This window comes from Phenylobacterium sp. LjRoot97, assembly GCF_964254345.1.
Lineage (GTDB): Bacteria > Pseudomonadota > Alphaproteobacteria > Caulobacterales > Caulobacteraceae > Phenylobacterium.
This window is the reverse complement of the sequence record NZ_CAXUTH020000001.1, coordinates 1,289,712-1,312,692: the sequence shown is the minus strand read 5'-3', so window position 1 is coordinate 1,312,692 and position 22,981 is coordinate 1,289,712. Positions and strand designations below refer to the sequence as shown.

Genomic DNA, 22,981 nt, shown 5'->3' with positions numbered 1-22,981 from the left:
AACCATGATCCGTTTGCACAACGTGGGTCGATTGCATTTGGCTCCACCGGTGCGATCGACGCGGCGTGCGCCGGGGTGGAAGTCCTGTGCTAGGATTGCGATATAAGCCCCAGCGCCATCCGCAGCGCCCGCCCGGTTCCCTGGCGCGACGCGGCGCTCAAGGAAGCCGAAAAGAGTACTGCCATGACCGACGTCCTCGAAGCTGAGCACCGCACCGGCCAGATCCGCATCCACGGAGCCGAAGGCTTCGAAGGCATGCGCGCCGCCGGCAAGCTGGCCGCCGAGTGCCTCGACGTGCTGACCCCGCACGTCGTGCCCGGCGCCGTGACGGAAAAGCTGGACGACCTGGCCCGCGAGTTCATCCTCGACCATGGCGCCATTCCGGCCTGCCTGTTCTATCGCGGCTACGGCAAGACCACCTGCATCTCGCCCAACCACATCGTCTGCCACGGCATCCCCGGCGAGCGGGTGCTGCGCGACGGCGACATCGTCAACATCGACGTGACCGTCATCGTCGACGGCTGGCACGGCGACACCAGCCGCATGTACGGCGTCGGGCCGATCGCCCCGCGTTCCAAGCGCCTGATCGACATCACCTACGAGGCGCTGCAGCGCGGCCTGGACCAGGTCAAGCCGGGCGCCCACACCGGCGACATCGGCTACGCCATCCAGCAGTACGTGGAATCGATGCGCTGCTCGGTGGTCCGCGACTTCTGCGGCCACGGCCTGGGCAAGGTGTTCCACGACGCCCCGAACATCCTACACTTCGGCCAGAAGGGCACCGGCGAGGTCCTCGCCCCCGGCATGTTCTTCACGATCGAGCCGATGGTGAACCTCGGCAAGTACCAGGTGAAGCTGCTCGCCGACGGCTGGACGGCGGTGACCCGCGACAAGTCGCTCTCGGCCCAGTGCGAGCACTCGATCGGCGTCACCGAGGACGGCTACGAGATCTTCACCGCCTCCCCTGCCGGCCTCTTCAAGCCGCCCGTCCAGGCCGACTGATCTTCGCGCGGCAGGGTTGCGAGAGCCCGCCGCTGCACGCCCCCTTGCCAAGCTCGAACAAATGACGAACACTGTTCGGCATGGATGGTACGCGCCACCTCGCCGAGGGCCCGCAGCCTGACCTCTGGTCGGCCGCGCCGACGAGTCCGCCCAAGGCGCTGCGCCCCCATTTCCATGGCCATCGCGAACGGCTGCGCGACCGCGCCGGCCGCGACCTCGCCGCCCTTCCCGACTACGAGCTGCTCGAACTGCAGCTGTTCCGCTCGATCCCGCGCGGCGACGTCAAGCCGCTGGCCAAGGCCCTGCTCACCCGGTTCGGGTCGCTGGCCGGCGTGCTCGCAGCCTCTACGGCCGAACTGCGCAGCGTCCCTGGCGTCGGCGAAAGCGTGGCCTTCGACCTCAAGCTGCTCAGCGAGATCGGCCTGCGGGTCGGCCGCGCGGCGGTCGGCAAGCGCCCGGTCATCAGTTCGTGGAGCCAGTTGCTCGACTATGTGAAGCTGGGTCTCGCCCACGCCCCGCGCGAGCAGTTCCGCGTGCTGTTCCTCGACAAGAAGAACCAGCTCATCGCCGACGAGGTCATGAACCACGGCACCGTCGACCACGCGCCGGTCTATCCGCGCGAGGTCGTGCGCCGCGCGCTCGAGCTGTCGGCCAGCGCGGTGATCCTCGTCCACAACCATCCGTCCGGCGACCCGACGCCGTCCCCGGCCGACATCGCCATGACCAAGGAAGTCGTCGAGGCCGCCCGCGCCCTGCGCATCGCCGTGCACGATCATCTGGTCGTCGGCCGCGATGGGATCGCCAGCTTCCGGGCCCTGGGCCTCTTCTGAATACGTAAAGCCAAGCTTCAAAGAACACCGCCTTGGGGGGCCGCCATGATCCATAAGTCTCTTCTCCTCGCCGGCGTCATGGCGCTGGCGCTGACCGGCGCGGCGTCGGCGCAGACGCCGGAGGCCGATTCCGAAGTCGATCCGCTCGGGCTCGCCTGCCTGGGAAAGGGCGGAGAAGCAATCGAGGCCCGTCTGGCCGCCTGCACCGAAATCGCCGACACGTTCGAGACGCCGGCGGACAGAGCCTGGGGGCTCCAGACGCGCGCGCATATCCAGCACAGCATGGGCCTCTCCGACCGCGCGCTCGCCGACGCCAGCAAGGCGATCCGTTTGGCCCCCGGCGACGCGTACGGCTACTACACCCGGGCCGACATCCTGACCGACACCGGCGACTACAAGCTCGGCCTCGCCGACGTCGAGCGCGCCGTGAAGCTCGATCCGAAGGAAGCCCTCTACCTCTCGCTGCGGTCGCGCCTGCGCGAGAAGACCGGTGACCGCCCCGGGGCGCTGGCCGACTCCACCCGCGCCATCGAACTAGAGCCGGCCGCGTGGCTGTATCTGGTGCTGCGCGCTCAACTGCGTGAGGACGGCCAGGACCAAGCTGGAGCCCTTGCGGACCTCGACCAGGCGGTAAAGCTGTCCAAGGATGATCCGGCCGCCCTGGTGATCCGGGCCGAATTCCTGCTCTACGCCGGCCGCTACGACGAGGCCAAGGCCGGCTACAAACAGGCCATCGCCAAGCAGCCGGACTACGCCGAAGCCTTCACCGGCCTCGCACGCGTCTTCGAGGAACAGGGCGACTACGCCGCCGCCAAGGCTGAGCTCGATCGCGCGCTCGCCGTGAACTCCGACGACGCCGACGCCTTCCAGGCCCGCGCCTGGGCGCGATACCGCCTGGGCGACGCCGTGGGCGCACGCAGCGACATCGACAGGGCGGTCGAACTCGACGAGGTCGCCGTGCTCAATCGCGCCATGCTGCTCTCGGAGCTGAAACAGTACGATCTCGCGCTGGCGGACATCGCCCGCGCCGAAACGATGGAGCCGAAGTCGGCCATTCCCGGTGTCGTGCGCGCGGGTGTCTTCGCCGCTCAGCAGGACTGGGCGAGAGCGATCGCTGAGGCCGATCGCGCGGTGAAGCTCGAACCCGACAACCTCGAAGCCCTAAACGCCGCCTGCTGGATCAGAGGTGAAGCCAAGCGCGATCTCGACCGGGCGCTGGCCATCTGCACCAAGGCGGTCAAGGTCGCGCCCAACAACTTCGCACCGCTCGACAGCCGCGCTTTCGTCCATCTGCGGCGCGGGGATCTTCAGAACGCGCTGGCCGACGCCGACGCCGCCCTCGCCCTCCATCCCAAGTCGGCCGAGACGCTCTACCTCCGCGGCGCGATCCGGCAGCATCTCGGCCAGAAGCAGGAGGCCGAGGTCGATCTGGCCGCGGCGCGGAAGCTGGATCCGAAGATCGAGGAGCAGTACGCCAGCTACGGCCTGCTGCTGTAACGGTTGGTGCCCCCTCCCGGACTCGAACCGGGACGCCTTACGGCAAAGGATTTTAAGTCCTCTGCGTCTACCATTCCGCCAAGGGGGCGCCGATTGCTCGGTACACGTGATCGCGCCGCGCCCGCAAGCGCGCCGCGCGGCATGCGGAACCTTTGGCGTCCGACTTGCTTACCTCCTCCCTGCGGTCCCGATCCGGGACGCCAGGAGGAGCACATGGGCGAACTGGCTTACGCGATCGATCCGGCCGACAACGGCTGGCGTTGGCGGGTGTTCGACTTCGAAGGCGAGCTGGTCGCCGGCGGCGTCGAGCCGAGCCAGGCCGAGGCGGAGTCCGCCGCCGTCGCCCTGTTCCACGACGGCGTCAGCGCCGCGTCCGCCATCTAGCCGCTAGCCCTTCGGCAGAGCCTCCACCGCCTCGCGCAGCGCCGCCAACCGCGGCCCGTCGGCCGGGTGGGTCGACAGCACCTCCGGCGGCTGCGGCCGCTTCTCGCCCTCGGCCGCCATCCGCTCGAAGAAGCGCACGGCGCCGGCGGGGTCCATGCCGGCCCGCTGCGCCAGTTCGACCCCGACGCGGTCGGCCTCCAGCTCGTGGTTGCGCGAATAGGGCAGGATGACGCCGTACATCGCCCCCATGCCCAGCGCCCCGGCGATCTCGCCGGCGTGCTCGGCGTACTCGCCATTGGCCAGGATCGCCTGCAGCACGTTGACGCCCAGCTCGACCGCCATCTGCTGGCTGACCCGCTCGGACGGATGGCGCGCCAACACGTGACCCACCTCGTGGCCCAGCACCCCGGCCAGTTCGTCGTCGTCCTGCACGAAATCCATGAGGCCCTTGAAGGCCCCGACCTTGCCGTTGGGCAGCACGAAGGCGTTGATCTCCGGTCGATCGAAGACCACGAACTCCCAGGCTAGGTCCGTACGGCCGCTGGCCTCGACGATCTTCCAGCCGATCTGCTCCAGCCGCGCCTGCGCGGCCGGATCGGCTGAGACCGGGGTCTGGGCGCGCAGGTCGGCCCAGGCCTGGTCGGCCATCTGGGTCAAGGCCTCGTCCGGAACCACGGCGAACTGGCTTCGACCGGTCTCGTTGTTCTGCGAGCACCCCACCAGCAGCACACCGGCCGCCAGCAGGCTCAGCAGGTTGCGGCGCGAGACCGGCTCGGCCCGGCCTTCGCGGCCGCAGCCGCACGTCACGCTCACGCCTCCGCCCGCGCCGCCGCTTCCCACTCGCGGAACTCCGGCGTCGCCAGCAGCCGGGTCACATAGGCGCCGCAGGTTCCGTCGTCGCCGTAGTCCGACAGATGCACGCCATAGGTCCGGAACCGCGTCGCCACCGGCGTGTAGAACGCATCTGCGATCGACCACTCGCCGGCCAGGTACGATCCGCCCGACCGACCCAGCAGGTCGGACCATAGCGCGACGATCCGGCGCACGTTCTTCTGGGTGGCTTCCGACAGGCTCGTCACCTTCGGTTCGGTCTCCAACGCCATGGGGCATTCACCGCGCAGGGACTGGAACCCGGAGTGCATCTCGGCGGCCGCCGCACGGGCCAGGGCGCGCAACGCCGGGTCGTCCGGCCACAGCTTCGCCGCGGGAAATTTTTCGGCCAGGTATTCGCAGATCGCCAACGAATCCCAGACCGTAAGCCCGCCGTCCTTCAGCGCCGGCACCAAACCCGAAGGCGAGTGCGGCAGGATCGCCGCCTCGGTCCGCCCCTCGTCCTGGCGCAGGCCGACCAGGGTCTCGGTGAAGGGAGCGCCGGTGCGCTTGAGCGCCAGCCAGGGCCGCAGCGACCAGGTCGACCAGCGTTTTGTTCCGATAACCAGTTCCATAGGCCGCTCCATTTCGTTACGTCAGCCTATTGCCCAAGCCCCGGGCTACTCGTCTAGAGTGGCCCCAACAATAAGAATTCAGTTCCCAATGTTTTGCAGGAAACGCCATTCATGACCGAGACCGTCGCGCCGTCGGTTGACTCGACCGCACCGCCGGCCGCGCCCGCGGCTAGCGCTCAGCCATACTCCGCATCTTATACCCGGTATGCGATGTTCCTCCTGTTGGGGATCTACATCGTCAACTTCCTCGATCGCGCCGTCGTCAACATTCTGGCCGAGCCGATCAAGAACGACCTCGGCCTCGCCGACTGGCAGCTCGGCCTGATGAGCGGCCTGGCCTTCGCCATCTTCTACACCGTGCTGGGCATCCCGATCGCCCGCATGGCCGAACGTAAGAACCGACCGATCATCATCGGCACCGCCGTCGCGGTGTGGTCCGGCTTCACCGCCCTCTCGGGCATGGCTCAGAACTTCGCTCAGCTGGTTCTGTTCCGGATCGGCGTCGGCGTCGGCGAAGCTGGCTGCACGCCGCCCGCCCACTCGCTGATCGCCGACTACGTGCCGAAGGAAAAGCGCGCCTCGGCCCTGGCCTTCTACTCGATGGGCACCCCGCTCGGCGGCCTGCTCGGCCTGGTGATGGGCGGCCTGATCGCCGACGCCTACGGCTGGCGCGTCGCCTTCTTCGTGGCCGGCGCCCCGGGCATCCTCTTCGCCCTGCTCTGCTGGTTCACCCTGAAGGAACCCCGCAAGCAGATCGCCCAGCACTCGGCCGCCATCCAGGCGACCCAGGCGACCTTCGGCGATACCCTGAAGTATCTCGGCACCAAGAAGACCTTCTGGCTCATCGCGCTCGGCGCGGCGATCAAGGCGTTCATCGGCTACGGCCACGCCCCGTTCACCGCCTCGTTCTTCCTCCGCGTCCATGGCGAGGAAGTCTCGAGCCTGGCTTCGATGTTCAACCTCCAGTCCATCGGCTTCCTTGGCCTGGCTCTGGGTCTGATGGGCGGCACCGCCGGCGCCATCTCGGCCTATCTCGGCGGCCAGATCGCCGACCGCTACGCCAAGAAGGACCTGCGCGGCTACGTGTCGGTCCCGGCCATCGCCTCGCTGCTGGCCGTGCCGATCTACATCATCGCCGTCAGCGTCCCGTCGGCGTCGGTCGCCCTGTGGATCCTAGTCATCAACGGCCTGCTCGGTTCGCTGTGGTACGGCCCGGTCTACGCCATCGGCCAGTCGATCGTGCCGCCGCACATGCGCGCCACCACTTCGGCGATCCTGCTGTTCACGATCAACCTGATCGGCCTGGGCCTCGGCCCGCTGGCGGTCGGCATTCTGTCCGACGTCATGAGCAACGGCTTCGGCCTCGGCTCGGCCCAGGGCGTGCGCTGGGCGCTGATGCTGTCGACCTGCTTCGGCTTCCTCGCCTTCGGCCTCTTCTGGATGGCCCGCAAGACGATCCGCGAAGAAATGGTCAGCTAAGTCTCTACGGGGGCGCCGCCAGGCGCCCCCGCCTCTTCCGTCCTCACAGCAGCGTGCCATTGAGGATCACCAGCGCCACGCTGAAGTAGATGACCAGCCCGCTCACATCGACGAGCGTGGCTACGAACGGCGCCGAGGCGCTCGCCGGATCGAACCCCAGCCGCTTCAGGATGAACGGCAGCATCGAGCCGGTCATCGATCCGAAGGTCACGATCCCCAGCAGTCCGGTCCCGACGGTCAGCGCAATCAGGCGCCAGTGCTCGCCGTAGTCATAGATTCCCAGGGACTGCCAGGCGGCGATCCGCACCATCCCGATGAAGCCGAGGATCGCCCCCAGCGTCAGGCCGGTCGGCAGCTCGCGCACCGCCACTTTCCACCAGTCGCCTAGCCGCAGCTGTCCCAGCGCCAAGGCGCGGATCAGCAGCGACGTCGCCTGCGACCCCGAATTGCCGCCTGAGCTCATGATCAGCGGGATGAACAGGGTCAGCACGATCGCCTTCTCCAGCTCGTGCTCGAAGTGCTGCATGGCGCTCGCGGTCAGCATCTCGCCCAGGAACAGCGCGCACAGCCAACCGGCCCGCTTACGGATCATCTCGCGGAAGCCGATCTGCAGATACGGCTTGGCGAACGCCTCGACGCCGCCGAAGCGCTGCACGTCCTCGGTGCTCTCGGCCATGATCGCGTCGATGACGTCGTCGACGGTGACGATGCCCAGCACCCGGCCGCGCTCGTTCAGCACCGGCACGGCCAGCAGGTCGTGCAGGGTGATCAACCGCGCCACCTCTTCGCGGTCGGTGTCCGGATGCACGCTGACCGGCTCGATCGGCAGCGCGATCTCGGTGATCGGCTGATCCGGCTCGCCGCCGATCAGCCGCCGCAGGCTTATGCTGCGGACCAATTCATGGGTCTGCGGGTCCAGCACATAGATCGCGTAGATCGTCTCGCGGCTGCGCTCGACCTCGCGCAGATGGAGCAGCGTCTCGCCAACAGTGGCGTCGGCCAGGACCGCCACGAACTCGGTGGTCATCAAAGCTCCGGCGGTGTCGGGCGCATAGACCAGCAGGCCCTTCAGGGCTGCGGCGGTCTCGAAGTCCAGCGACGCCAGCAACTGCGTGCGTTCGCTGTCGTCCAGGCCGCGCAACAGATGCGCGGCGCGGTCCGCCGACATGCCCGCCAGCACCTTCGTACTGCGCGCCGTCGGCAGCGACTGCAGCAGTTCGCCGCCGGCCTCCAGCTCCGGCCGGTCGAAGATCTGGATGACGCGCTCAAGCGGCAGGCGTTCGAGAACCGCTCCGGCCTCGTCGGGCGACAACTGATTCAGCCGCGCGACGTTGTCGCCGACGTGCTCGCCGCAAAGCGTCGCAAGCAGGATGGGATCGGCCGCATGGGCGGCGGTGTATTCTTGCATGGCTCACCTTTCGACACGCCGCCACGGCGCAACGCGGTGAGCAGACCGAAGGTCAGACCACGAGCTGCCGGGACGGCGCGATCAATCGACTACTGTCGCTGGGCATGGGTTCAGGTCCTTTGGGTCGCGTCGGACTACTCGGCCGGCGCCCGGCCCCCATGCGCCCCTCCCGGCGGGGCGTCAAGCGCGTTCAGGGCTGCAGAAACACCAGCCAGATCGCGGTCATTGCGAAGATCACCCCGAACACCAGGTTCAGCCACCGCGCGCGCCGCACCGGCCGCCCAGTCGCCGCCTGGATAAGGAACACCGCCGCAGCCAGGGCGCAGCCGGCGCCGGCCAGCCAGAACTTCGCCGGCGGCGCGACGAAGATCGCCGCCGCCACCATCGCCAGCGCCACGGCCCGCCCGATCAGTTCGGGGGCCACTCGCCCGCCGCTCTTGCCGCCGTCCGCCGCCATCGCGTCCTCACTCGCCTACCTGCATCCCGGGTTTGCCACGCCCACGAGCGGCGGCAAAGTGCAAGCCGCCCCCGTAAACCGTCCGATGCGAGCATGTCACCGAGACGTCATCTGTGGCTTCGGCGCCATGGCGCGCCTCCTGGCGATCCCGTAGAATCCTGGCGAAACACCCGCGAGGGTGGAGTCGCCAAATCCCGAGGGGGGAAATGATCTCCAAGCGTTCCGGCTTGCTCTGCGCAAGCGCCCTGGCCAGCGTCATGGCCATCTACGCTGCGCCCGCCGCCGCGCAAGACACCGAAGTGTCCGAGGTCGTGATCACCGGCTCGCGCATCGCCCGGCAGGACTACGTCTCCGAGAGCCCGATCGTCACCCTCGGCCAGGACCGCATCACCCAGGCCGGCATGGTCACGGTCGAGAACACGCTCAATCAGCTGCCGCAGTTCGTGCCGTCGAACGGCGCAGGCACCAACACCACGAACTTCGTCTCCACCCCCGGCCAAGCCTACGCCAACCTGCGCGGCCTCGGGCCCACCCGCACCCTGGTGCTCGTCGACGGCCGCCGGATGGTCTCCGGCAACCCCAACGCCGTCGTCGACCTGAACACGATCCCGACCTTCCTGATCGACAGCATCGAGACCATCACCGGCGGGGCTTCGGCGGTCTATGGTTCGGACGCCATCGCCGGGGTCGTGAACTTCAAGCTCAAGAAGGACTTCGAGGGCCTGGTCATCGACGCCCAGCTGGGTTCGACGACCCGCAACGACGCCGGCCAGCAGAGCTTCTCCATCGGTTACGGCCACAACTTCGCGGAGGGCCGCGGCAACATCTCGGCCGGCGTCAGCTACGACCGCCGCGAAGGCCTGGTGGCCTCCGACCGCGACTGGTCGGCGATCGGCTACTCCGTGCTCACCACCGGCCTCGTTCCCTCCGGCGCAGCGACCATTCCCGACGGCCGCTTCGATCCGTCCTCCAACGCCGGCGGCGCGGCCAACCTGCCGACCCAGGCGGCGATGGACGCGGTGTTCGCCAAGTACGGCCTGGCCGCCGGCAGCGTCGCCCGCGGCGCAAATCTCTCCTTCAACGCCGACGGCACGCTGTTCTCGACCTCGCCGGTGCGCAACTACCGCGGCGAGCAGGTGCCGGGCTTCGATCCCAGCAGCTACACCTTCAACAGCGCCGACTACCGCTACCTGAACCTGCCGCTGGACCGCTGGTCGCTCTACGCCGCCGGCCGCTACGACCTGACCGACAACATCGAGGCCTACGGCACGGCCAGCTACACCACCTACGACGTCTCGCGTCAGCTCGGCCCGGCCTCGGCCTCGGACGGCGCCTTCCCCGGCCCCGACATCGTGGTGCCGACCACCAACCCGTTCATCCCCGCCGACCTGCGCACGCTGCTCGCCTCGCGCGCCAACCCGACCGCCGCCTTCTATCCGCGCCGTGCCTTCAACGAGGTCGGCGGCCGCCTGTCGAACAACACCTACGAGACCTTCCAGGTCGTCGCCGGCCTGCGCGGCGACGTCGGCTTCAAGGACTGGAAGTGGGACGCCTACGCCGCCTACGGCGAGATGAACCACACCGAGAACCAGCATGGGAACGTCAGCCGCGCAGCCATGCGCGAACTGACCTTCGCCCCTGACGGCGGCGTCGCCATCTGCGGCGGCTTCAACATCTTCGGGGCCGGCAAGGTCAGTCCCGGTTGCGCGGCTTACATCGCTCGTGAAGTCACCAACGACACCAAGATCCAGCAGACCGTACTGGAAGGCTTCGTCACCGGCTCGGTGTTCGACCTTCCGGCCGGCGCGGTGAAGTTCTCGGCCGGCGCCCAGTATCGCAAGGACGAGGTCGGCTATTCGCCCGACCTGCTGCTGCAAGGCCCCGACATCGTCGGCTTCAACCCGGCGGTGCCGATCAGCGGCGACATCTCCTCGACCGAGGCCTACGCCGAACTGTTGGTGCCGATCCTCTCGCAGGCGCCCTTCGCCTACAGCCTGGACGTCTCGCTCGGCGGCCGCATCGCCGACTACAACACCACCGGCACGATCAACGCCTACAAGGCCGACTTCACCTGGCGCCCGGTCGAGAGCCTGATGGTTCGCGGCGGTTACCAGCGCGCGGTCCGCGCGCCCAACGTGGCCGAGCTGTTCTCGCCGCAGTCGCTGGGCTTCTCGGGCATCGGCACGCCGGGCCTGGCCACCACGGCCGGCGACCCCTGCGACGTGCGCTCGTCGTTCCGCAACGGCGGCAGCGCCGCGGCGGTGCGCACGCTCTGCGTCGCCCAGGGCGTTTCGACCGGCATTGTCGACACGTTCCAACAGGCCTCGACGCAGGTCGAGATCCTCGCCGGCGGCAACCCAGACCTGTCGGAAGAGAAGTCCGATAGCTTCACCTTCGGCGCGGTCTGGACGCCGAAGTTCGACGCGCCGCTGCTGCGCCGCTTCAGCGTCAGCCTCGACTATTACAAGATCGAGCTGGAGGACGTGATCGGGAACCTGTCGGTGCAGACCATCGTCGGCGAGTGCTTCAACACCGGCGGCGCCAACCCGACATTCGACAACTCCAACTTCTACTGCCAGCAGTTCAGCCGCATCGCCAATGGCAACATCACCGGCGTGCTGACCACCCAGGTCAACCTCGCCGCCTGGAAGACCTCGGGCTACGACGCCCAGATCGACTGGGGCTTCGACCTGACCGACCTCGGCCTGCCGGACGGCGCCGGCGCGCTCGACTTCAACCTGGTGGTATCCAAGCTGGAGAACTTCGAGAAGCAGGCGCGGCCCGGCGCACCCTTCCTGCAGAGCGGCGGCACCATCGGCGGCGACCTCTCGGGCGGCGCCTATCCGGAATGGAAGTCAGCGATGTCGGCGACCTACTCTGTCGGCCCCGCCAAGGTCACCCTGCGCTGGCGGCACATCGACGCCATGACCGACTTCCGCAACGTGCCGGTGTTCTCGCCGACCGCGGTCAACACGCCTGACTACGACCTGTTCGACCTGACCGGGACCTGGGCGTTCGACGAGCGCGTCACCATGCGCGCCGGCGTCAACAACATCGGCGACAAGGATCCGCCGTTCTACACCTCGTACTCCAACTCCAACACCGACCCCTCGACCTACGACGTTCTGGGCCGCCGGTTCTTCGTGGGCGTCACCGCCCGCTTCTAGGATCGCTGCGACACGACCTGAGCCCCGCCCGACCAGGGCGGGGCTTTTTCATGCCTGCTTGCCGAGCTGGCCGTTCCTCCGGAGAATGCCCCGGTGACCAAGCTGATTTTCGATTGCGACCCGGGCGTCGACGACGCCGTCGCCCTCTTCATGGCCTTCGCCGCGCCGCAGGACCTGGAGCTTCTCGCCATCACCACCGTCGCCGGCAATGTCGGCGCCGAGCTGACCGCCCGCAACGCGGGGATCATCCGCCAGATCGCCGGCCGCGAGGACGTGCCGATCTACGCCGGAGCCAAGCTGCCGCTGTTCCGACCGCCCTTCGACGCCGGCGCCTTCCACGGCGAGAGCGGTCTTGGGACCTTGCCGCTGTTCGAACCGGACCAGGGCCTCGCCGACGGCCGCGCCGCCGACGTCATCGTCGATCAGGTGATGGCGCACGCCCCCGGCGAAGTGACCCTGGCCGTTACCGGCCCCTTCACCAATCTGGCCCTGGCCATGCGGCTGGAACCGGCCATCGTCGAGCGCCTCGGCCCCGTCGTGGTCATGGGCGGCGCGCGACGCGAGGGCGGCAACATCACCGCCTCGGCCGAGTACAACATCTGGGCCGATCCCCACGCCGCCGAAATCGTGTTCGCGTCCGGCGCCCAGTGCGTGGTCATGGGACTGGACGTCACCCACCAGGTCCGCTCGGACCCGGTCCGCACCGCCGCCATCGCCGCCATCGACACCCCGGCCGCGCGGGCGACCCACAACCTCCTGGAATTCTCCAACGCCCTGGAGCGCGACATCGTCGGCGGGACCGGCGCGCCGATCCACGACCCCTGCGTGATCGCCTACCTGCTGGCGCCGCACCTCTTCACCCTGCGGCCCTGCGAGCTGCAGGTGGAGACCGCCTCCCCGCTCACGGTCGGCCATACGGCGGTCGAATTCCGCTTGCACGATCGGGCCGCGGCGCGGATTCTCTGGGCTGCCCATGCGGACGCCGACGGCGTGTTCGCTCTGCTGAACGACCTGCTCGCACGATGACCGCGATCACCGTCATAGGCTCGGTCAACCTGGACTTCGTGGCCACCGCCGCGAGCCTGCCCGCGCCTGGCGAGACGGTGACCGGCGCGAGCCTCGCCCGTCATCCTGGCGGCAAGGGCGCCAACCAGGCGCTGGCCGCTCGCCGGCTCGGCGCCGACGTGACCCTGATCGCCCGGGTCGGCGCCGACGCCCTCGCCGACGAGGCCCTCGCCCTGCTGGCCGCCGAGGGGGTCGATCTCGACCAGTGCGATAATGACGCCGGGGCCGCCACCGGCGTGGCCCTCATCGCCGTCGCCGTCGGCGGCGAGAACCAGATCATCGTCGCGCCGGGCGCCAACGCCGCCTTCACGCCGGACCACCTGACCACGCCGACGCACGACGCCCTGATCTGCCAACTCGAACTGCCGCTGGAGACGGTCGCCGCCGCCGTCGCCCAGGCCAGCGGCTTCGTCTGCCTGAACCTCGCCCCGGCCGCGCCGCTCGCGCCCGCCGCCCTCGCCCGCGCGAACCTCATCGTCGTCAATGAGACCGAGGCGGCGTTCTACGGCCCGGCGCTGCACGAGCTGCCGGGTCTCGTCGCGGTGACCTGGGGGGCGAAGGGCGCGGGCCTGTTCCAGGGCGGTCGCCAGCTGGCCGCCGCCGCCCCGCCGCCGGTCGAGGCGATCGACGCCACCGGCGCCGGCGACGCCTTCGTCGCTGCTCTGACCCTGGCCCTGCTGGAACACCGCCCGCACGAGGCCGCCCTCGCCTTCGCCTGCGCAGCTGGCGCCCTGGCCGCCACCCGCCCCGGGGCCCAGCCGTCGCTGCCGACCCGCGCCGAGGTCGAGGCCCGCCTGGAGACCGCCCGATGAGCGTTCCCACCCTCAGCCTCAAAGCCTTCACCCAGGGCTCGCCCGCCGACCGCGCCGCCTTCTCCGACGCTCTGATGCAGGGCCTGCAGCAGTACGGCTTCATCATCCTGGCCGACCACGGCGTCGCCGAGGACCTGCTCGATCACGCCTACGCGCACGCGCAGGAAGTCTTCGCCCTGCCCTATACGGTCAAGCGCCACTATGCGGCGGGCATGCGCGGCTATACGCCGTTCGGGACCGAGCATGCCCGCGACTCCAGCCTGCCCGACCTCAAGGAGTTCTGGCAGATCGGCCGCGATCCGGCGCCTGGCCTGCCGCCGGAGGACTTTCCGCCCAATGTCTGGCCTGCCGAGTTCCCGGCCTTCGAGCGCACCTTCACTGACCTCTTCGCCGCCCTGGACGTGACCGGCCGCATCCTACTCACCGCATTGGCGCCCAAGCTCGGCCTGGCCGGCGACTACTTCGACGACAAGGTGGCGGCCGGCACGTCGATCCTGCGCGTCCTGCACTACCCGCCGGTGCCGGAGGACGCGCCGGAGGGCGCCGTCCGTTCTGCCGCCCACGAGGACATCAACTTCATCACCCTGCTGGTCGCCGCCAAGGGCGCGGGCCTGCAGCTGCTGGACCGCGACGGGTCCTGGCTGCCGGTGGAAACCGCCCCAAACAACCTGATCGTCGACAGCGGCGACATGCTGCAGCGGCTGACCAACGGCGTGATCCCGTCGACCACCCACCGCGTAGTCAATCCGGTCGGCCCGAATGTCAGCCGCTACTCGATGCCGTTCTTCATGCACCCGGCCTCGGACGTCTCGCTCAAGTGCCTTCCCTCCTGCGAAGGCGACGGCGCGAAGTGGCCGGAAATCACAGCGGGCGAGTTCCTCGCCGAACGCCTGCGTGAGATCGGCATGGCCAAGTAGCGGCTGTCAGCGCGGCGGCGCGCCGATGAAGTCCATCTTGCCGACCGGGACGCCCTGGCTGCGCAGGATCCCGTGCGCGATCGCCACGTGGAAGTAGAAGTTCGGCAGCGCGAAGCCGAACAGATAGTCGTCGCCACGGAACACGTGCTTGTTGTCGGGGCCGAAGTTCAGTTCGACCGTCCGGTCCTCTGCGCCGTCCAGCGCCTTGGGCTCGATCGTCTGCAGATAAGCGATGGTGGCGTCGACCCGCTGGATCAGCTCGTCCAGCGTTGTCTCGGTGTCAGGCATCGACGGCGCCGCAACCCCGCTCAGCCGCTGCCCCGAGAGCTTCGAGGTGTCGCTGGCCCGCTGTACCTGGCCCGCCAGGGTCAGCATGTCCGGGGCCAGCTGCGCGGCGACCAGCGCATTCGGGTCGGTCTCGGAGGCGGCCGCATGCGCTGCGCCTTTCCGCAACAGGCCGCGAAGCGCGCTTAGCCCCCGCACGAAAACCGGGATCGAGGCTTGGTACATAGTCAGGGACATGGCGCGCTCCAGCGGCAGGATTGGTCAGCGTCCGATATGGTCGGCCTACAGCTCAGCCGCAACGGCGGTGAGGGGCGGCGGCGGGGCGGCGACCGCCTCTTCCAGCAGCCAGTCGCGGAACGCAGCCGTCACCGGCCGCGCAGAGGCCGTCGGCGTCACGAAATGAAACCGCGCCGGGGTCCGCACGAAGCCGTAGGGCGCAGCTAGGCGGCCCGAGGCTATGTCGCCGGCCACGTAGATCCACGGCGAGACCCCGACGCCCAGGCCGGCGACGGCCGCCTCCAGCATGTAGAACAGGTGCTCGTACTCGCGGTGCTCGCCGCCAGGCCCGATCGCCACCCCCGAATGGTCCGCCCATTCGCGCCACGCCTGCCGGTGCGGGCGCGTGTGCAGCCGTGGCGCCGAGGCGAGGTCCGCGTCGGCCAGCGACGGCGCCATCACCGGGCCGTGGTAGTTGTCGAGGAACGGCGTCGCTTCCAGACCTTCCCCGGCGATGGTCTCGGCCAGCCGGATCGCCGCATCGAACGGGTCGCGCCCGAAGTCGACCGGCCCATAGGCCTCGGTCACCCGGATGCTCAGCCCCGGATGGCGCGCATGGAAGCCGGACAGCCGCGGGATCAGCCAACGCATGGCGAGCGTGCCGACGCAGGAGACGTGCAGTTCCCTTTCCGCCGCCGAACGCAGCGCCGTGAACGAGCGCTCGATGCCGTCGAACGCGCCGCCCAGGCTCTCGGCCAGGCTCAGTCCCGCCTCGGTCAGCCGCAGGCTGTTGCGCGGCCCGTAGGTCAACCGCACGCCACACAGGCGCTCCAGACTTCGCACCTGCCGGCTGATCGCCCCATGGGTGACGCAGAGTTCGTCGGCGGCCAGGTTCATGCGGCCAAGACGCGCGAACGCTTCGAAGGCGCGCAGGGCGGTGAGCGGCGGCAGGTTTCGCTTTGGCATGTGACCTCAGATCACAGACATATCGTGGTTATACGCTACGCCCGGGCCCGCGACAGCGGGCCTTACTGATCCTTCTCGCCCGGACCCTGCATCACCTTCATCCAGGCGTGAGGGGGCTCTTCCAGGCAGTCGCGCGGTATCCCGTGACGGGCCGCGACATGGGCCCTCAACACCCACCAATAGCAGGTCCAGAGCGCATGCAGTTCGTAGACCGTTCGGTCGAGGACCCAGCGGAAGATCCCGCGTTGCTCGCCCGGCGCCATCGTCATCTGCTCAACCAGCATCGGTCAGCCCTCGATCTGCAGCCGGAGGATGCGAGGAGCCGCACCCGGCCGCAAACGACTAGTTGGCCGCGCATCTGTGAGCTGAGCTCACTTAGCCGTCCCGATTGACAGCGGCGCGCCGCGGGCCACCCTCTCCGGAATGGAAACCACCGAGATCGCCGGCCTTCGGGCCCTGCTCTGGCCCGAGGACGGGCCGCCCCTGGCGTCCGGCCGCGACGCCAGCGACATCATCGGCGACGCCTTTTCGGTCGAGGCGAAGATCGTCGTGATCCCGGCCGCGCGCCTCTCACCGGACTTCCTGCGTCTCTCGTCCGGCCTCGCAGGCGAGGTGCTGCAGAAGTTCGTCAACTACGGCCTGCGCGTGGTGATCCTCGGCGACGTCTCGGCCGCCGCCGCCGCCAGCGCCCCCCTGCGCGACTTCATCGGCGAATCCAATCGTGGCCGCCAGGTGTGGTTCCTGCCGGACCTCGCCACGCTCGAAGCCAGGACCGCCGCACTCATCTAACGTCGTTCTGCGACGTGACCCAGGTCACAGCCGGCGGCCCGCGGCGGGCCTATCAATCTGCCTCACAAGACGGCCGCATCCCGCGGTCCTTCACTCCCCTGGAGGCAGTCATGCATCGCTTGGTTCTCCCGACCCTCGCCGTCCTCGCTCTGTCGATCACGAGCGGCGCTCGTGCCGAAGAAGGCGTCATGCGGGTCAAAGTCGGCGATCTGAACGTCCATTCGGACGCCGGCGCCCGCACGGCTTTCAAGCGCATCAGCAACGCAGCCCGCGACTTCTGCGGTCCGCTTCAAGGCTACTCGCCCGGTTACCCGGCCGAGGTCCGCGCCTGCCGCAAGGAGATGACGGACAAGGCGGTCGCGAAGCTCGACGCACCGCTGGTCACTGCGCTCCACACGCCGCAGACCACGACCCAGCTGGCGCGGCGCTGAACCGACAGCCCACGGTTCGCACCGCTGTGATAGCCTCCGCCCTCAGGAGCGGAGGCTATCACTGTGTCCGATCGGATCGACGGCGTCGAAGCGGTCCTGGCCGGGCTCGGCCGCAGCTCCGTACTCGCACGTTTCTCGGCGCCCGGCCTTGAACGCCTAGCCAGGGCCGGCGGCTGGCGGCCGCTCGCCGCCGGCGAGATGCTGTTCCAGGCCGGCGATCCTGGCGATGCGGTCTATGTGGTGGTCGAAGGCGAGATCGAGGTCCGCACCACAACCGGCGGCGGCCGCGACGTACGGCTGATCTCACTGGGCCCCGGCGATCTGGTCGGCGAGATGGCCGCTCTCGACGGCGGCCCGCGTTCAGCCGACGTGGCCGCCCTGCGCCGCTCGCGGCTATGGCGGATATCGCGCGAGGCCATGCTCACCGCCCTTGAGGCTGAACCCAAGGCCGCGGTGGCGCTTGTGGTCGAGCTCAGCGCCCGCCTGCGCGCCGCCGACGCGGCGATCAGCGACAAGTCCGTGCTCGACCTCGGGGGCCGCCTCGCCCGACTGCTGCTGGCCGAGCAAGGCGCGGGCGGGATCGTGCCCCTCACCCAGACCGAAATCGGCCGCCGCCTTGGCCATTCGCGGGAGAAGGTGAACCGCAAACTGCACGAATGGGTCCGCGAAGGTTGGGTCGACCTGCCGCCCTCTGGAGTTCGCGTCCTGACCGCCGGACGGCTGCAAACCCTGATCGGGCATCGGTTGGGGACCTGAATCCCGGCAGGCTCGGCGCTGCGGTATGCTGGCGCCAACCTGGCGTCGCCGACGGCGCTCGCGCGGCGCCGTTCCCAGCTACGAGGGACGCCCTGCATGCCCGCGCTCCAAACTGCAATGTCCAAGCTCAACGCCTCGTTCGGACCGGACGAGATCGGCAAGTTCGCCGCCGCCAACGCAAGATCCTTCGCCCCCGGCGGGAAGATCGCCGCGGACCTGCTGACGCCGCCCGGCACCGTGCTGCACCGTGCGCTCGGGACCTATCTCGACACCCTGCCCGGCGCGTTCCACGAGACGTTGCGCGGCATCCTGCACTATGCGCTGAGCGCCGAGCCCCCGATCCCGGTAACCTTCGCCTGGGCCCCGGGCTACGACTTCGAGCTCAACATCTGGCAGGCGCCCGACGCGCCGGAGACCCGCGGCGGGATCACGGTGCTCATCAAGAGTCGCTATCCGGCCGACAAGCACCCGCTTAGCCGCTAGCAGGCGCGCTCGCCCTCGTCGCCGCGGAACGCCAGGCGCACGCCTTCGCGCAGGTGCCGCTCGTCCTCGGGATTGGCGTAGGTGACCAGCCGCGGCGCCTCGGCGCGGGCGCGTTCGCGCACGTCCAGCGGATAGGCCGCGCGCGCGTCCTCGAACCGCCCCAGCCGCGCCAGCCCCGCCGCCAGGATCGACGCGGCGCGGGAGTCGTTCAGCCGCACCGCCGACTGCGCATGACGCACCGCCTCGCCGTAGTTGCGCGCCTGGTAGTGGGCCAGGGCGAGCAGCTGCAGCATCGGGGCGATCTGCGGGTCGTAGGGACTGAGCCTCAGGCTGTGCTCGATCGGCTCGACCGCCTGCGCGGGCTGGCCGGAATAGATCAGCACCTGGCCCAGCCGGAAGTGCCCGAAGGCGAAGTTGGGGTTCAGCGACAGCGCCCGCTGCGCCTGCTCCAGCGCCTCCTCGTGACGGCCCAGATAGAGGGCCGCTCCGGCTCCAGCGAAATAGCCATAGGCGTCGCGCGGATCGAGCGCCACCGCCCGCCGCGACGCCTCGCGCGCCTCCTCCAGGTCGGCGAGCGGCTGCTCGGACCAGCCATAGATCGCCCCGCCGTAGAGCATCCGCGCCAGGCCGACATAGCCCAGCGCCAGGGTCGGATCGCGGGCGATGGCCTGGCGAAACAGCTCCAGCGCCTGGTGGTAGTCGCCCCGGCTCATGCGGTTGAAGTGCCACATGCCGCGCTGAAAGCAGTCGAGCGCGCTGAGATCGGCCAGGCTCTTGCGGGCGATCCGTGCCGCTTCGGTGTCCAGCATCGCCGGCTCGATGGCCGCCACCACATGCTCGGTGATCTCGTCCTGCAGCGCGAACAGGTCGGCCATGCTGCGGTCCAGGGCGTCGGCCCAGATCTGCTGCGCGCTGGCCGCCTCGATCAGCCGCACATTGACCCGCACCCGCTCGCCGGCCCGCCGGACGCTGCCTTCCAGCACGTAGCGGACGCCGAGGTCACGGCCCACCTGGCGCGCGTCGACACTGCGGCCCTTGTAGGTGAAGCTGGTGTTGCGATCGATGACGAAGAACCAGCGCCAACGCGACAGCGCCGTCACCACGTCGTCGGTGACCGCGTCGGCGAAGTAGTCGCTCTCAGCCTCCGGGCCGAAGCATTGAAACGGCAGCACCACCATCGAGGGCTTGTCCGGAAGCGCCAGGCCGGTCCGCCGCGAGGTCTCCGCCGCCCCGTCCAGCAGCACCCGATAGACCCGGACGGGCCGTGTCATGTTCTTCAGGCTCTGCTCTCCGACATCGTCGAACCCGACGTCGACCCGGCCCTGCGCGTCCTCCTGCACCCGCGCCGAGACCCATATGCCGCCAGGCTCGGCCAGGCCCTCCAGCCTCGCCGCGACATTGACCCCGTCGCCCAGGATGTCGTCGCCGTCGATCACCACGTCGGCGGCGTTCACCCCGACCCGGAAGCGGATCTGCTCGTCCTCGGCCACGCCGTCGTTGACGCTCGCCATGCCGCGCTGGATTTCAATGGCGCAGTTCAGCGCCTCGACGACGCTGTCGAACGCGGCCAGAAGCCCGTCGCCCGCCGTCTTGATGATCCGCCCCCGCCGCGCGGCGATGGTCGGCTCGATCAGCTCGTGCAGGTGATCGGCGAAGCGCGCCAGCGTCGCCTCCTCGTCGGCCTCGACCAGGCGGCTGTAGCCGACGACGTCGGCGGCGAGGATCGCGGTCAGCCGACGCTCCATGGGACCGGCCAAAACTCCTTCTGGCCCGCCCCGACGCCGCGGCGACTATAGCAAACTCGGCGCTGGCCGAACGCCCTCATCGGCGATCGCGGTGCAGAATCATCGGCTTAGCCGCAATTGCGACCAATACGGCCGCCGGGTCGACCAGCAGGGAGCCGCATTCGCAGCTTTGCTGCTAACCTCTCGCGAGAAACCCGAGGGCAGCGATGTTCAAGACCGACGTATCGCGACAGGCCGCATGGCTGACGCTCGGCATCTGGCTGCTGTCCGGCTCGCTGGCCTCGACCATCGCCGCGATCGTCGGCGTGCGGATGACCCCGGCCCTGATCGGCACCGCCATCGCCATCAACCTGGTCGGCATCCTCTGCTCGGTGTTGCTCTACCGGGTGTCCGTCCACGTCCGCGACAAGAACGCCTTCCAGCGCATAGCCTTGATGGCCGCCGCGGTGGTCTTCCTGGCGGCCGTGCTGTCCGGCTCGGACATGGTGATCATGGACCTGTCCAACACCGCCAGGCAGTGGTCGCCCAATCGCACCCTGTGGATGCGCTTCGCCAACAACGCCGGCGGCTTCTTCTGGATCTTGGGCGCGCTGGGCGCGATCTACACGACCCTGCAGGCCAACCACATGGTGCGCGAGCGCGAGCGCCAGCTCGCCGATGCGCGCACCGCGGCCAGCGAGGCCAACGCCGCAGCCAGCGCCGCGCGCCTGGCCGCGCTGCGCTACCAGCTCAACCCGCACTTCCTGTTCAACACGCTCAACGCCGTCTCGTCCGCCGTCATCACCGGCCGCAACGACGAGGCCGAGAGCATGCTGTCGAAGCTGGCCGATTTTCTGCGGGTCACCCTGGTCGCCGACCCCGAGGCGATGATCTCGCTCGACGACGAGATGGCCACGCTCCAGGCCTATCTCGAGATCGAGAGCGTCCGCTTCCGCGAGCGGCTGGCCCTCGAGTTCGTCTGCCCCGACGACCTGCGAACCGCCCTGATCCCGTCCTTCCTGCTGCAGCCGCTGATCGAGAACGCCATCAAGCACGCGGTCTCCCCGACCAGCGCCACCGTCACCATCCGCCTGGAAGCGACCCGCGACGGCCAGGACCTCGTGGTCCTGGTCCAGGACGACGGCGACGGCTCGCACGGCGGCGAGGTGCGCCCCGGCGCTGGCGTCGGGCTCAGCAACGTGCGTCAGCGGCTGGAAGCGCTCTACGGTCCGCGCGGGACGCTGCAGGCCGCGCCGCTGGCCCGCGGCTTCCTCGCCCTGGTCCGCCTGCCGCTGCAGCGCGCGCCCTCCGTCACCGCCATCCGATCGAAAGCCGCCGCCTGATGCGTCTCCTGCTCGTCGACGACGAACCCGCCGCCCTCGAGCGGCTCTCGGCCCTCCTGACCCAGGTCAGCGACGTCGAGATCGTGGGACAGGCCCGCAACGGCCGCGAGGCCGCAGAGGCGGTCGAGGCGCTTAAGCCCGACCTGGTGCTGCTCGACATCCAGATGCCCGAGCGTAGCGGCCTGGACGTCGCCGCCGGCCTGCCGCTGGAGGAGCGGCCGGAAATCGTCTTCGTCACCGCCTTCGAGCTCTACGCCGCCGACGCCTTCGAAGTCGAAGCCGCCGACTATCTGCTCAAGCCCGTCCGCTTCGACCGCCTGCGCCAGGCGATCGAGCGCGCCCGCCGCCGCCGCGCGCTGCGCGCCGCCGCCGCCCGCGCCGAAGACGCCGCGGCCACTCCCGCCGACGAAGACCCCGACGGCTTCTGGGTCCAGGTCCGCACCGGCTACGTGCGCGTGCCGCTGGGCGAGATCGACTGGATCGAGGCGGCCAAGGACTACGTGCTGCTGCACACCGCCACCCGCAGCCACATCCACCGCGCCACCATGACCGCGCTGGAGCGCAAGATGCCGCCGGCCGAGATGATCCGCGTGCACCGCTCGGCGTTCGTGCGGCCCAGCAAGGTCAAGGAGGTCAAGCGCCTGGGCAAGGGGCTGATCTCGCTGGTGCTCGAGGACGGCGTGAACGTCGCCGTCGGCCCCTCGTACGTCAACGCCGTCACCGAGCGCCTCGCCCTGTACCAGGACTGAAGCCGCGCAAACGAAAACGCCGCCCTGGGGGAAGGGCGGCGCTCGCAGCAGGCTGGTGTCCGGGGCGTCAGCCGTAGGCCAGGCTCCGCCGGCGGCTGCGGATCACGGTCCCGGCCAGGCCGAAGCCCATGATCATCATCGCCCAGGTCGCCGGCTCCGGCACCGCGCTCGGCATCGTCCCGGTGACCAGCAGGTTGTCGAACGTCACGCCGCGCCCGTACGCGGCATGGTCGCTGGCGAACTGGAAGCGGATGTCGATCACCTGGCCAGCCAGCGCGCTCAGGTCGTACACCGCCCGCCCCGACTGGTCGCCGGAATAGCCCTTGCCGCCCAACAGTGTCGCGGCGCGGCCGGACAGGTTGTAGAACTGGTCCGTCGCCACCGGGGTCAGCATCGCGCCCGGCCCGAACACGCCGGTGGTCGAGAACGCGACGTTGAACGCGTCGTAGCCGTACTCGCTGAGGATATCGTAGTCGAACGCCAGCAGAGCGTCGGTCGCCTTCGTCAGGTCGAGCCGCACCTGATAGAACGAGTACTCGTTGTTCGTGTGGACGCCGGCCTGGTGCCCGACCGTCCCGCTGCCGGCGCTGAACTTGCCGCCGACGCTCTCGTTCGCGCCCAGTCCGCTGTTGAAGTTCTGCGAGAAGATCGTCGCGGCCTCGGCCGCCCCGGTCATCAGGGCGCTCGCGGCCACCGCCGCCAGCAGTATGCTTGTCTTCATAGGAAGCCCTCATTGAGCGCCGCGACGTCCGCGGCGGCTTTTCCAGGGACTGCTC

The 22,981-nt window shown here is 69.3% G+C and carries 23 protein-coding genes, 1 tRNA gene and 2 pseudogenes; 15 read left to right on the top strand and 11 right to left on the bottom strand.

Annotated elements, in window-relative coordinates:
- Positions 1–183 precede the first annotated feature (183 nt).
- The 3 genes from map (at position 184) to ACSQ2H_RS06335 (ending at position 3,329) form a co-directional block, all read left to right on the top strand.
- The gene (map, locus tag ACSQ2H_RS06345) at positions 184–1,002 is read left to right on the top strand and encodes a type I methionyl aminopeptidase (RefSeq protein ID WP_436060604.1); all 819 of its coding nucleotides are present in this window, start codon (positions 184–186) and stop codon (positions 1,000–1,002) included.
- 80 nt (positions 1,003–1,082) lie between these two features.
- The gene (radC, locus tag ACSQ2H_RS06340; RefSeq protein WP_436060603.1) at positions 1,083–1,832 is read left to right on the top strand and encodes a RadC family protein; all 750 of its coding nucleotides are present in this window, start codon (positions 1,083–1,085) and stop codon (positions 1,830–1,832) included.
- Positions 1,833–1,877: 45 nt separating this feature from the next.
- Positions 1,878–3,329 carry a tetratricopeptide repeat protein gene (locus ACSQ2H_RS06335; protein ID WP_436060602.1) on the top strand — a complete coding sequence of 484 codons (1,452 nt, stop codon included), beginning with the start codon at positions 1,878–1,880 and terminating at the stop codon, positions 3,327–3,329.
- A 4-nt stretch (positions 3,330–3,333) separates the two neighbouring features.
- Here ACSQ2H_RS06335 and ACSQ2H_RS06330 read toward each other — a convergent pair.
- Positions 3,334–3,417 (bottom strand) — tRNA-Leu (locus ACSQ2H_RS06330).
- Between the two features lie 125 nt (positions 3,418–3,542).
- On the opposite strand from ACSQ2H_RS06330, the gene ACSQ2H_RS06325 reads away from it, so the two are divergent.
- Complete coding sequence (locus tag ACSQ2H_RS06325) at positions 3,543–3,713, top strand: hypothetical protein (RefSeq protein WP_436060601.1); 171 nt, start codon at positions 3,543–3,545, stop codon at positions 3,711–3,713.
- 3 nt (positions 3,714–3,716) lie between these two features.
- On the opposite strand, the gene ACSQ2H_RS06320 is transcribed toward ACSQ2H_RS06325, so the two are convergent.
- A complete protein-coding gene (locus ACSQ2H_RS06320) occupies positions 3,717–4,526 on the bottom strand; it encodes a M48 family metallopeptidase (RefSeq protein WP_436060600.1) in 810 nt (269 codons plus the stop codon).
- Entirely contained in the window at positions 4,523–5,158 is a 636-nt protein-coding gene (locus tag ACSQ2H_RS06315) for a glutathione S-transferase family protein (RefSeq protein ID WP_436060599.1), read from the bottom strand. Before ACSQ2H_RS06315 ends, ACSQ2H_RS06320 begins: the two co-directional genes overlap by 4 nt.
- Before the next feature lie 210 nt (positions 5,159–5,368).
- Here ACSQ2H_RS06315 and ACSQ2H_RS06310 point away from each other — a divergent pair, with 210 nt between their 5' ends.
- Positions 5,369–6,637, top strand: coding sequence for a spinster family MFS transporter (locus ACSQ2H_RS06310; protein WP_436060598.1), 1,269 nt, complete (start codon positions 5,369–5,371; stop codon positions 6,635–6,637).
- A gap of 43 nt (positions 6,638–6,680) precedes the next feature.
- Here ACSQ2H_RS06310 and mgtE read toward each other — a convergent pair whose 3' ends face one another.
- Complete coding sequence (gene mgtE / locus ACSQ2H_RS06305; protein WP_436060597.1) at positions 6,681–8,045, bottom strand: magnesium transporter; 1,365 nt, start codon at positions 8,043–8,045, stop codon at positions 6,681–6,683.
- Positions 8,046–8,235: 190 nt separating this feature from the next.
- Positions 8,236–8,502 (bottom strand): hypothetical protein, encoded by a 267-nt coding sequence (locus tag ACSQ2H_RS06300; RefSeq protein ID WP_436060596.1) that lies wholly within the window; start codon positions 8,500–8,502, stop codon positions 8,236–8,238.
- A gap of 206 nt (positions 8,503–8,708) precedes the next feature.
- On the opposite strand from ACSQ2H_RS06300, the gene ACSQ2H_RS06295 reads away from it, so the two are divergent.
- From ACSQ2H_RS06295 to ACSQ2H_RS06280, 4 genes are all read left to right on the top strand, one after another.
- Positions 8,709–11,669 carry a TonB-dependent receptor domain-containing protein gene (locus tag ACSQ2H_RS06295; protein WP_436060595.1) on the top strand — a complete coding sequence of 987 codons (2,961 nt, stop codon included), beginning with the start codon at positions 8,709–8,711 and terminating at the stop codon, positions 11,667–11,669.
- A gap of 93 nt (positions 11,670–11,762) precedes the next feature.
- Positions 11,763–12,695: a nucleoside hydrolase gene (locus ACSQ2H_RS06290; protein ID WP_436060594.1), complete on the top strand. Its 933-nt coding sequence runs from the start codon at positions 11,763–11,765 to the stop codon at positions 12,693–12,695.
- Positions 12,692–13,546 (top strand): PfkB family carbohydrate kinase, encoded by an 855-nt coding sequence (locus ACSQ2H_RS06285; RefSeq protein WP_436060593.1) that lies wholly within the window; start codon positions 12,692–12,694, stop codon positions 13,544–13,546. The genes ACSQ2H_RS06290 and ACSQ2H_RS06285 overlap by 4 nt, the downstream gene beginning before the upstream one ends.
- Positions 13,543–14,463: an isopenicillin N synthase family dioxygenase gene (locus ACSQ2H_RS06280; protein ID WP_436060592.1), complete on the top strand. Its 921-nt coding sequence runs from the start codon at positions 13,543–13,545 to the stop codon at positions 14,461–14,463. Before ACSQ2H_RS06285 ends, ACSQ2H_RS06280 begins: the two co-directional genes overlap by 4 nt.
- Before the next feature lie 6 nt (positions 14,464–14,469).
- On the opposite strand, the gene ACSQ2H_RS06275 is transcribed toward ACSQ2H_RS06280, so the two are convergent.
- The 3 genes from ACSQ2H_RS06275 to ACSQ2H_RS06265 all read right to left on the bottom strand — a co-directional run bounded on the left by ACSQ2H_RS06275 (position 14,470) and on the right by ACSQ2H_RS06265 (position 16,214).
- The gene (locus ACSQ2H_RS06275; RefSeq protein ID WP_436060591.1) at positions 14,470–14,985 is read right to left on the bottom strand and encodes a DUF1993 domain-containing protein; all 516 of its coding nucleotides are present in this window, start codon (positions 14,983–14,985) and stop codon (positions 14,470–14,472) included.
- A 45-nt stretch (positions 14,986–15,030) separates the two neighbouring features.
- Positions 15,031–15,930, bottom strand: a complete 900-nt coding sequence (locus tag ACSQ2H_RS06270) for a LysR substrate-binding domain-containing protein (RefSeq protein ID WP_436060590.1) — start codon at positions 15,928–15,930, stop codon at positions 15,031–15,033.
- Between the two features lie 62 nt (positions 15,931–15,992).
- A complete protein-coding gene (locus ACSQ2H_RS06265) occupies positions 15,993–16,214 on the bottom strand; it encodes a hypothetical protein (protein WP_436060589.1) in 222 nt (73 codons plus the stop codon).
- A gap of 139 nt (positions 16,215–16,353) precedes the next feature.
- On the opposite strand from ACSQ2H_RS06265, the gene ACSQ2H_RS06260 reads away from it, so the two are divergent.
- The 4 genes from ACSQ2H_RS06260 to ACSQ2H_RS06245 all read left to right on the top strand — a co-directional run bounded on the left by ACSQ2H_RS06260 (position 16,354) and on the right by ACSQ2H_RS06245 (position 18,389).
- The gene (locus ACSQ2H_RS06260) at positions 16,354–16,719 is read left to right on the top strand and encodes a DUF4180 domain-containing protein (RefSeq protein ID WP_436060588.1); all 366 of its coding nucleotides are present in this window, start codon (positions 16,354–16,356) and stop codon (positions 16,717–16,719) included.
- A gap of 110 nt (positions 16,720–16,829) precedes the next feature.
- Entirely contained in the window at positions 16,830–17,150 is a 321-nt protein-coding gene (locus ACSQ2H_RS06255) for a UrcA family protein (RefSeq protein WP_436060587.1), read from the top strand.
- A gap of 63 nt (positions 17,151–17,213) precedes the next feature.
- Positions 17,214–17,906: a Crp/Fnr family transcriptional regulator gene (locus ACSQ2H_RS06250; protein ID WP_436060586.1), complete on the top strand. Its 693-nt coding sequence runs from the start codon at positions 17,214–17,216 to the stop codon at positions 17,904–17,906.
- Positions 17,907–18,002: 96 nt separating this feature from the next.
- Positions 18,003–18,389, top strand: a complete 387-nt coding sequence (locus tag ACSQ2H_RS06245) for a hypothetical protein (RefSeq protein WP_436060585.1) — start codon at positions 18,003–18,005, stop codon at positions 18,387–18,389.
- Here the strand turns inward: ACSQ2H_RS06245 and ACSQ2H_RS06240 are convergent.
- Positions 18,386–20,134: an adenylate/guanylate cyclase domain-containing protein gene (locus ACSQ2H_RS06240; protein WP_436060584.1), complete on the bottom strand. Its 1,749-nt coding sequence runs from the start codon at positions 20,132–20,134 to the stop codon at positions 18,386–18,388. The genes ACSQ2H_RS06245 and ACSQ2H_RS06240 overlap by 4 nt on opposite strands.
- Before the next feature lie 206 nt (positions 20,135–20,340).
- Between ACSQ2H_RS06240 and ACSQ2H_RS06235 the strand changes: the two genes are divergently transcribed.
- Positions 20,341–21,456, top strand: a complete 1,116-nt coding sequence (locus ACSQ2H_RS06235; protein WP_436060583.1) for a sensor histidine kinase — start codon at positions 20,341–20,343, stop codon at positions 21,454–21,456.
- Positions 21,456–22,205, top strand: a complete 750-nt coding sequence (locus tag ACSQ2H_RS06230; protein WP_436060582.1) for a LytR/AlgR family response regulator transcription factor — start codon at positions 21,456–21,458, stop codon at positions 22,203–22,205. Before ACSQ2H_RS06235 ends, ACSQ2H_RS06230 begins: the two co-directional genes overlap by 1 nt.
- Before the next feature lie 67 nt (positions 22,206–22,272).
- On the opposite strand, the pseudogene ACSQ2H_RS06225 reads toward ACSQ2H_RS06230, so the two are convergent.
- Together ACSQ2H_RS06225 and ACSQ2H_RS06220 are read right to left on the bottom strand one after the other, a co-directional pair.
- Positions 22,273–22,377: pseudogene (locus ACSQ2H_RS06225) on the bottom strand (PEPxxWA-CTERM sorting domain-containing protein); the annotation flags it as partial.
- Positions 22,378–22,398: 21 nt separating this feature from the next.
- Positions 22,399–22,881, bottom strand: a pseudogene (locus tag ACSQ2H_RS06220) (hypothetical protein); the annotation flags it as partial.
- Positions 22,882–22,981 lie beyond the last annotated feature (100 nt).

Coding starts and splice junctions, on each gene's coding strand:
- map (WP_436060604.1), top strand. CDS start 184: ATGACCGACGTCCTCGAAGCTGAGCACCGCACCGGCCAGATCCGCATC.
- radC (WP_436060603.1), top strand. CDS start 1,083: ATGGATGGTACGCGCCACCTCGCCGAGGGCCCGCAGCCTGACCTCTGG.
- ACSQ2H_RS06335 (WP_436060602.1), top strand. CDS start 1,878: ATGATCCATAAGTCTCTTCTCCTCGCCGGCGTCATGGCGCTGGCGCTG.
- ACSQ2H_RS06325 (WP_436060601.1), top strand. CDS start 3,543: ATGGGCGAACTGGCTTACGCGATCGATCCGGCCGACAACGGCTGGCGT.
- ACSQ2H_RS06315 (WP_436060599.1), bottom strand. CDS start 5,158: ATGGAACTGGTTATCGGAACAAAACGCTGGTCGACCTGGTCGCTGCGG.
- ACSQ2H_RS06310 (WP_436060598.1), top strand. CDS start 5,369: ATGTTCCTCCTGTTGGGGATCTACATCGTCAACTTCCTCGATCGCGCC.
- mgtE (WP_436060597.1), bottom strand. CDS start 8,045: ATGCAAGAATACACCGCCGCCCATGCGGCCGATCCCATCCTGCTTGCG.
- ACSQ2H_RS06300 (WP_436060596.1), bottom strand. CDS start 8,502: ATGGCGGCGGACGGCGGCAAGAGCGGCGGGCGAGTGGCCCCCGAACTG.
- ACSQ2H_RS06295 (WP_436060595.1), top strand. CDS start 8,709: ATGATCTCCAAGCGTTCCGGCTTGCTCTGCGCAAGCGCCCTGGCCAGC.
- ACSQ2H_RS06285 (WP_436060593.1), top strand. CDS start 12,692: ATGACCGCGATCACCGTCATAGGCTCGGTCAACCTGGACTTCGTGGCC.
- ACSQ2H_RS06280 (WP_436060592.1), top strand. CDS start 13,543: ATGAGCGTTCCCACCCTCAGCCTCAAAGCCTTCACCCAGGGCTCGCCC.
- ACSQ2H_RS06275 (WP_436060591.1), bottom strand. CDS start 14,985: ATGTCCCTGACTATGTACCAAGCCTCGATCCCGGTTTTCGTGCGGGGG.
- ACSQ2H_RS06270 (WP_436060590.1), bottom strand. CDS start 15,930: ATGCCAAAGCGAAACCTGCCGCCGCTCACCGCCCTGCGCGCCTTCGAA.
- ACSQ2H_RS06265 (WP_436060589.1), bottom strand. CDS start 16,214: ATGCTGGTTGAGCAGATGACGATGGCGCCGGGCGAGCAACGCGGGATC.
- ACSQ2H_RS06260 (WP_436060588.1), top strand. CDS start 16,354: ATGGAAACCACCGAGATCGCCGGCCTTCGGGCCCTGCTCTGGCCCGAG.
- ACSQ2H_RS06255 (WP_436060587.1), top strand. CDS start 16,830: ATGCATCGCTTGGTTCTCCCGACCCTCGCCGTCCTCGCTCTGTCGATC.
- ACSQ2H_RS06245 (WP_436060585.1), top strand. CDS start 18,003: ATGCCCGCGCTCCAAACTGCAATGTCCAAGCTCAACGCCTCGTTCGGA.
- ACSQ2H_RS06240 (WP_436060584.1), bottom strand. CDS start 20,134: ATGGAGCGTCGGCTGACCGCGATCCTCGCCGCCGACGTCGTCGGCTAC.
- ACSQ2H_RS06235 (WP_436060583.1), top strand. CDS start 20,341: ATGTTCAAGACCGACGTATCGCGACAGGCCGCATGGCTGACGCTCGGC.
- ACSQ2H_RS06230 (WP_436060582.1), top strand. CDS start 21,456: ATGCGTCTCCTGCTCGTCGACGACGAACCCGCCGCCCTCGAGCGGCTC.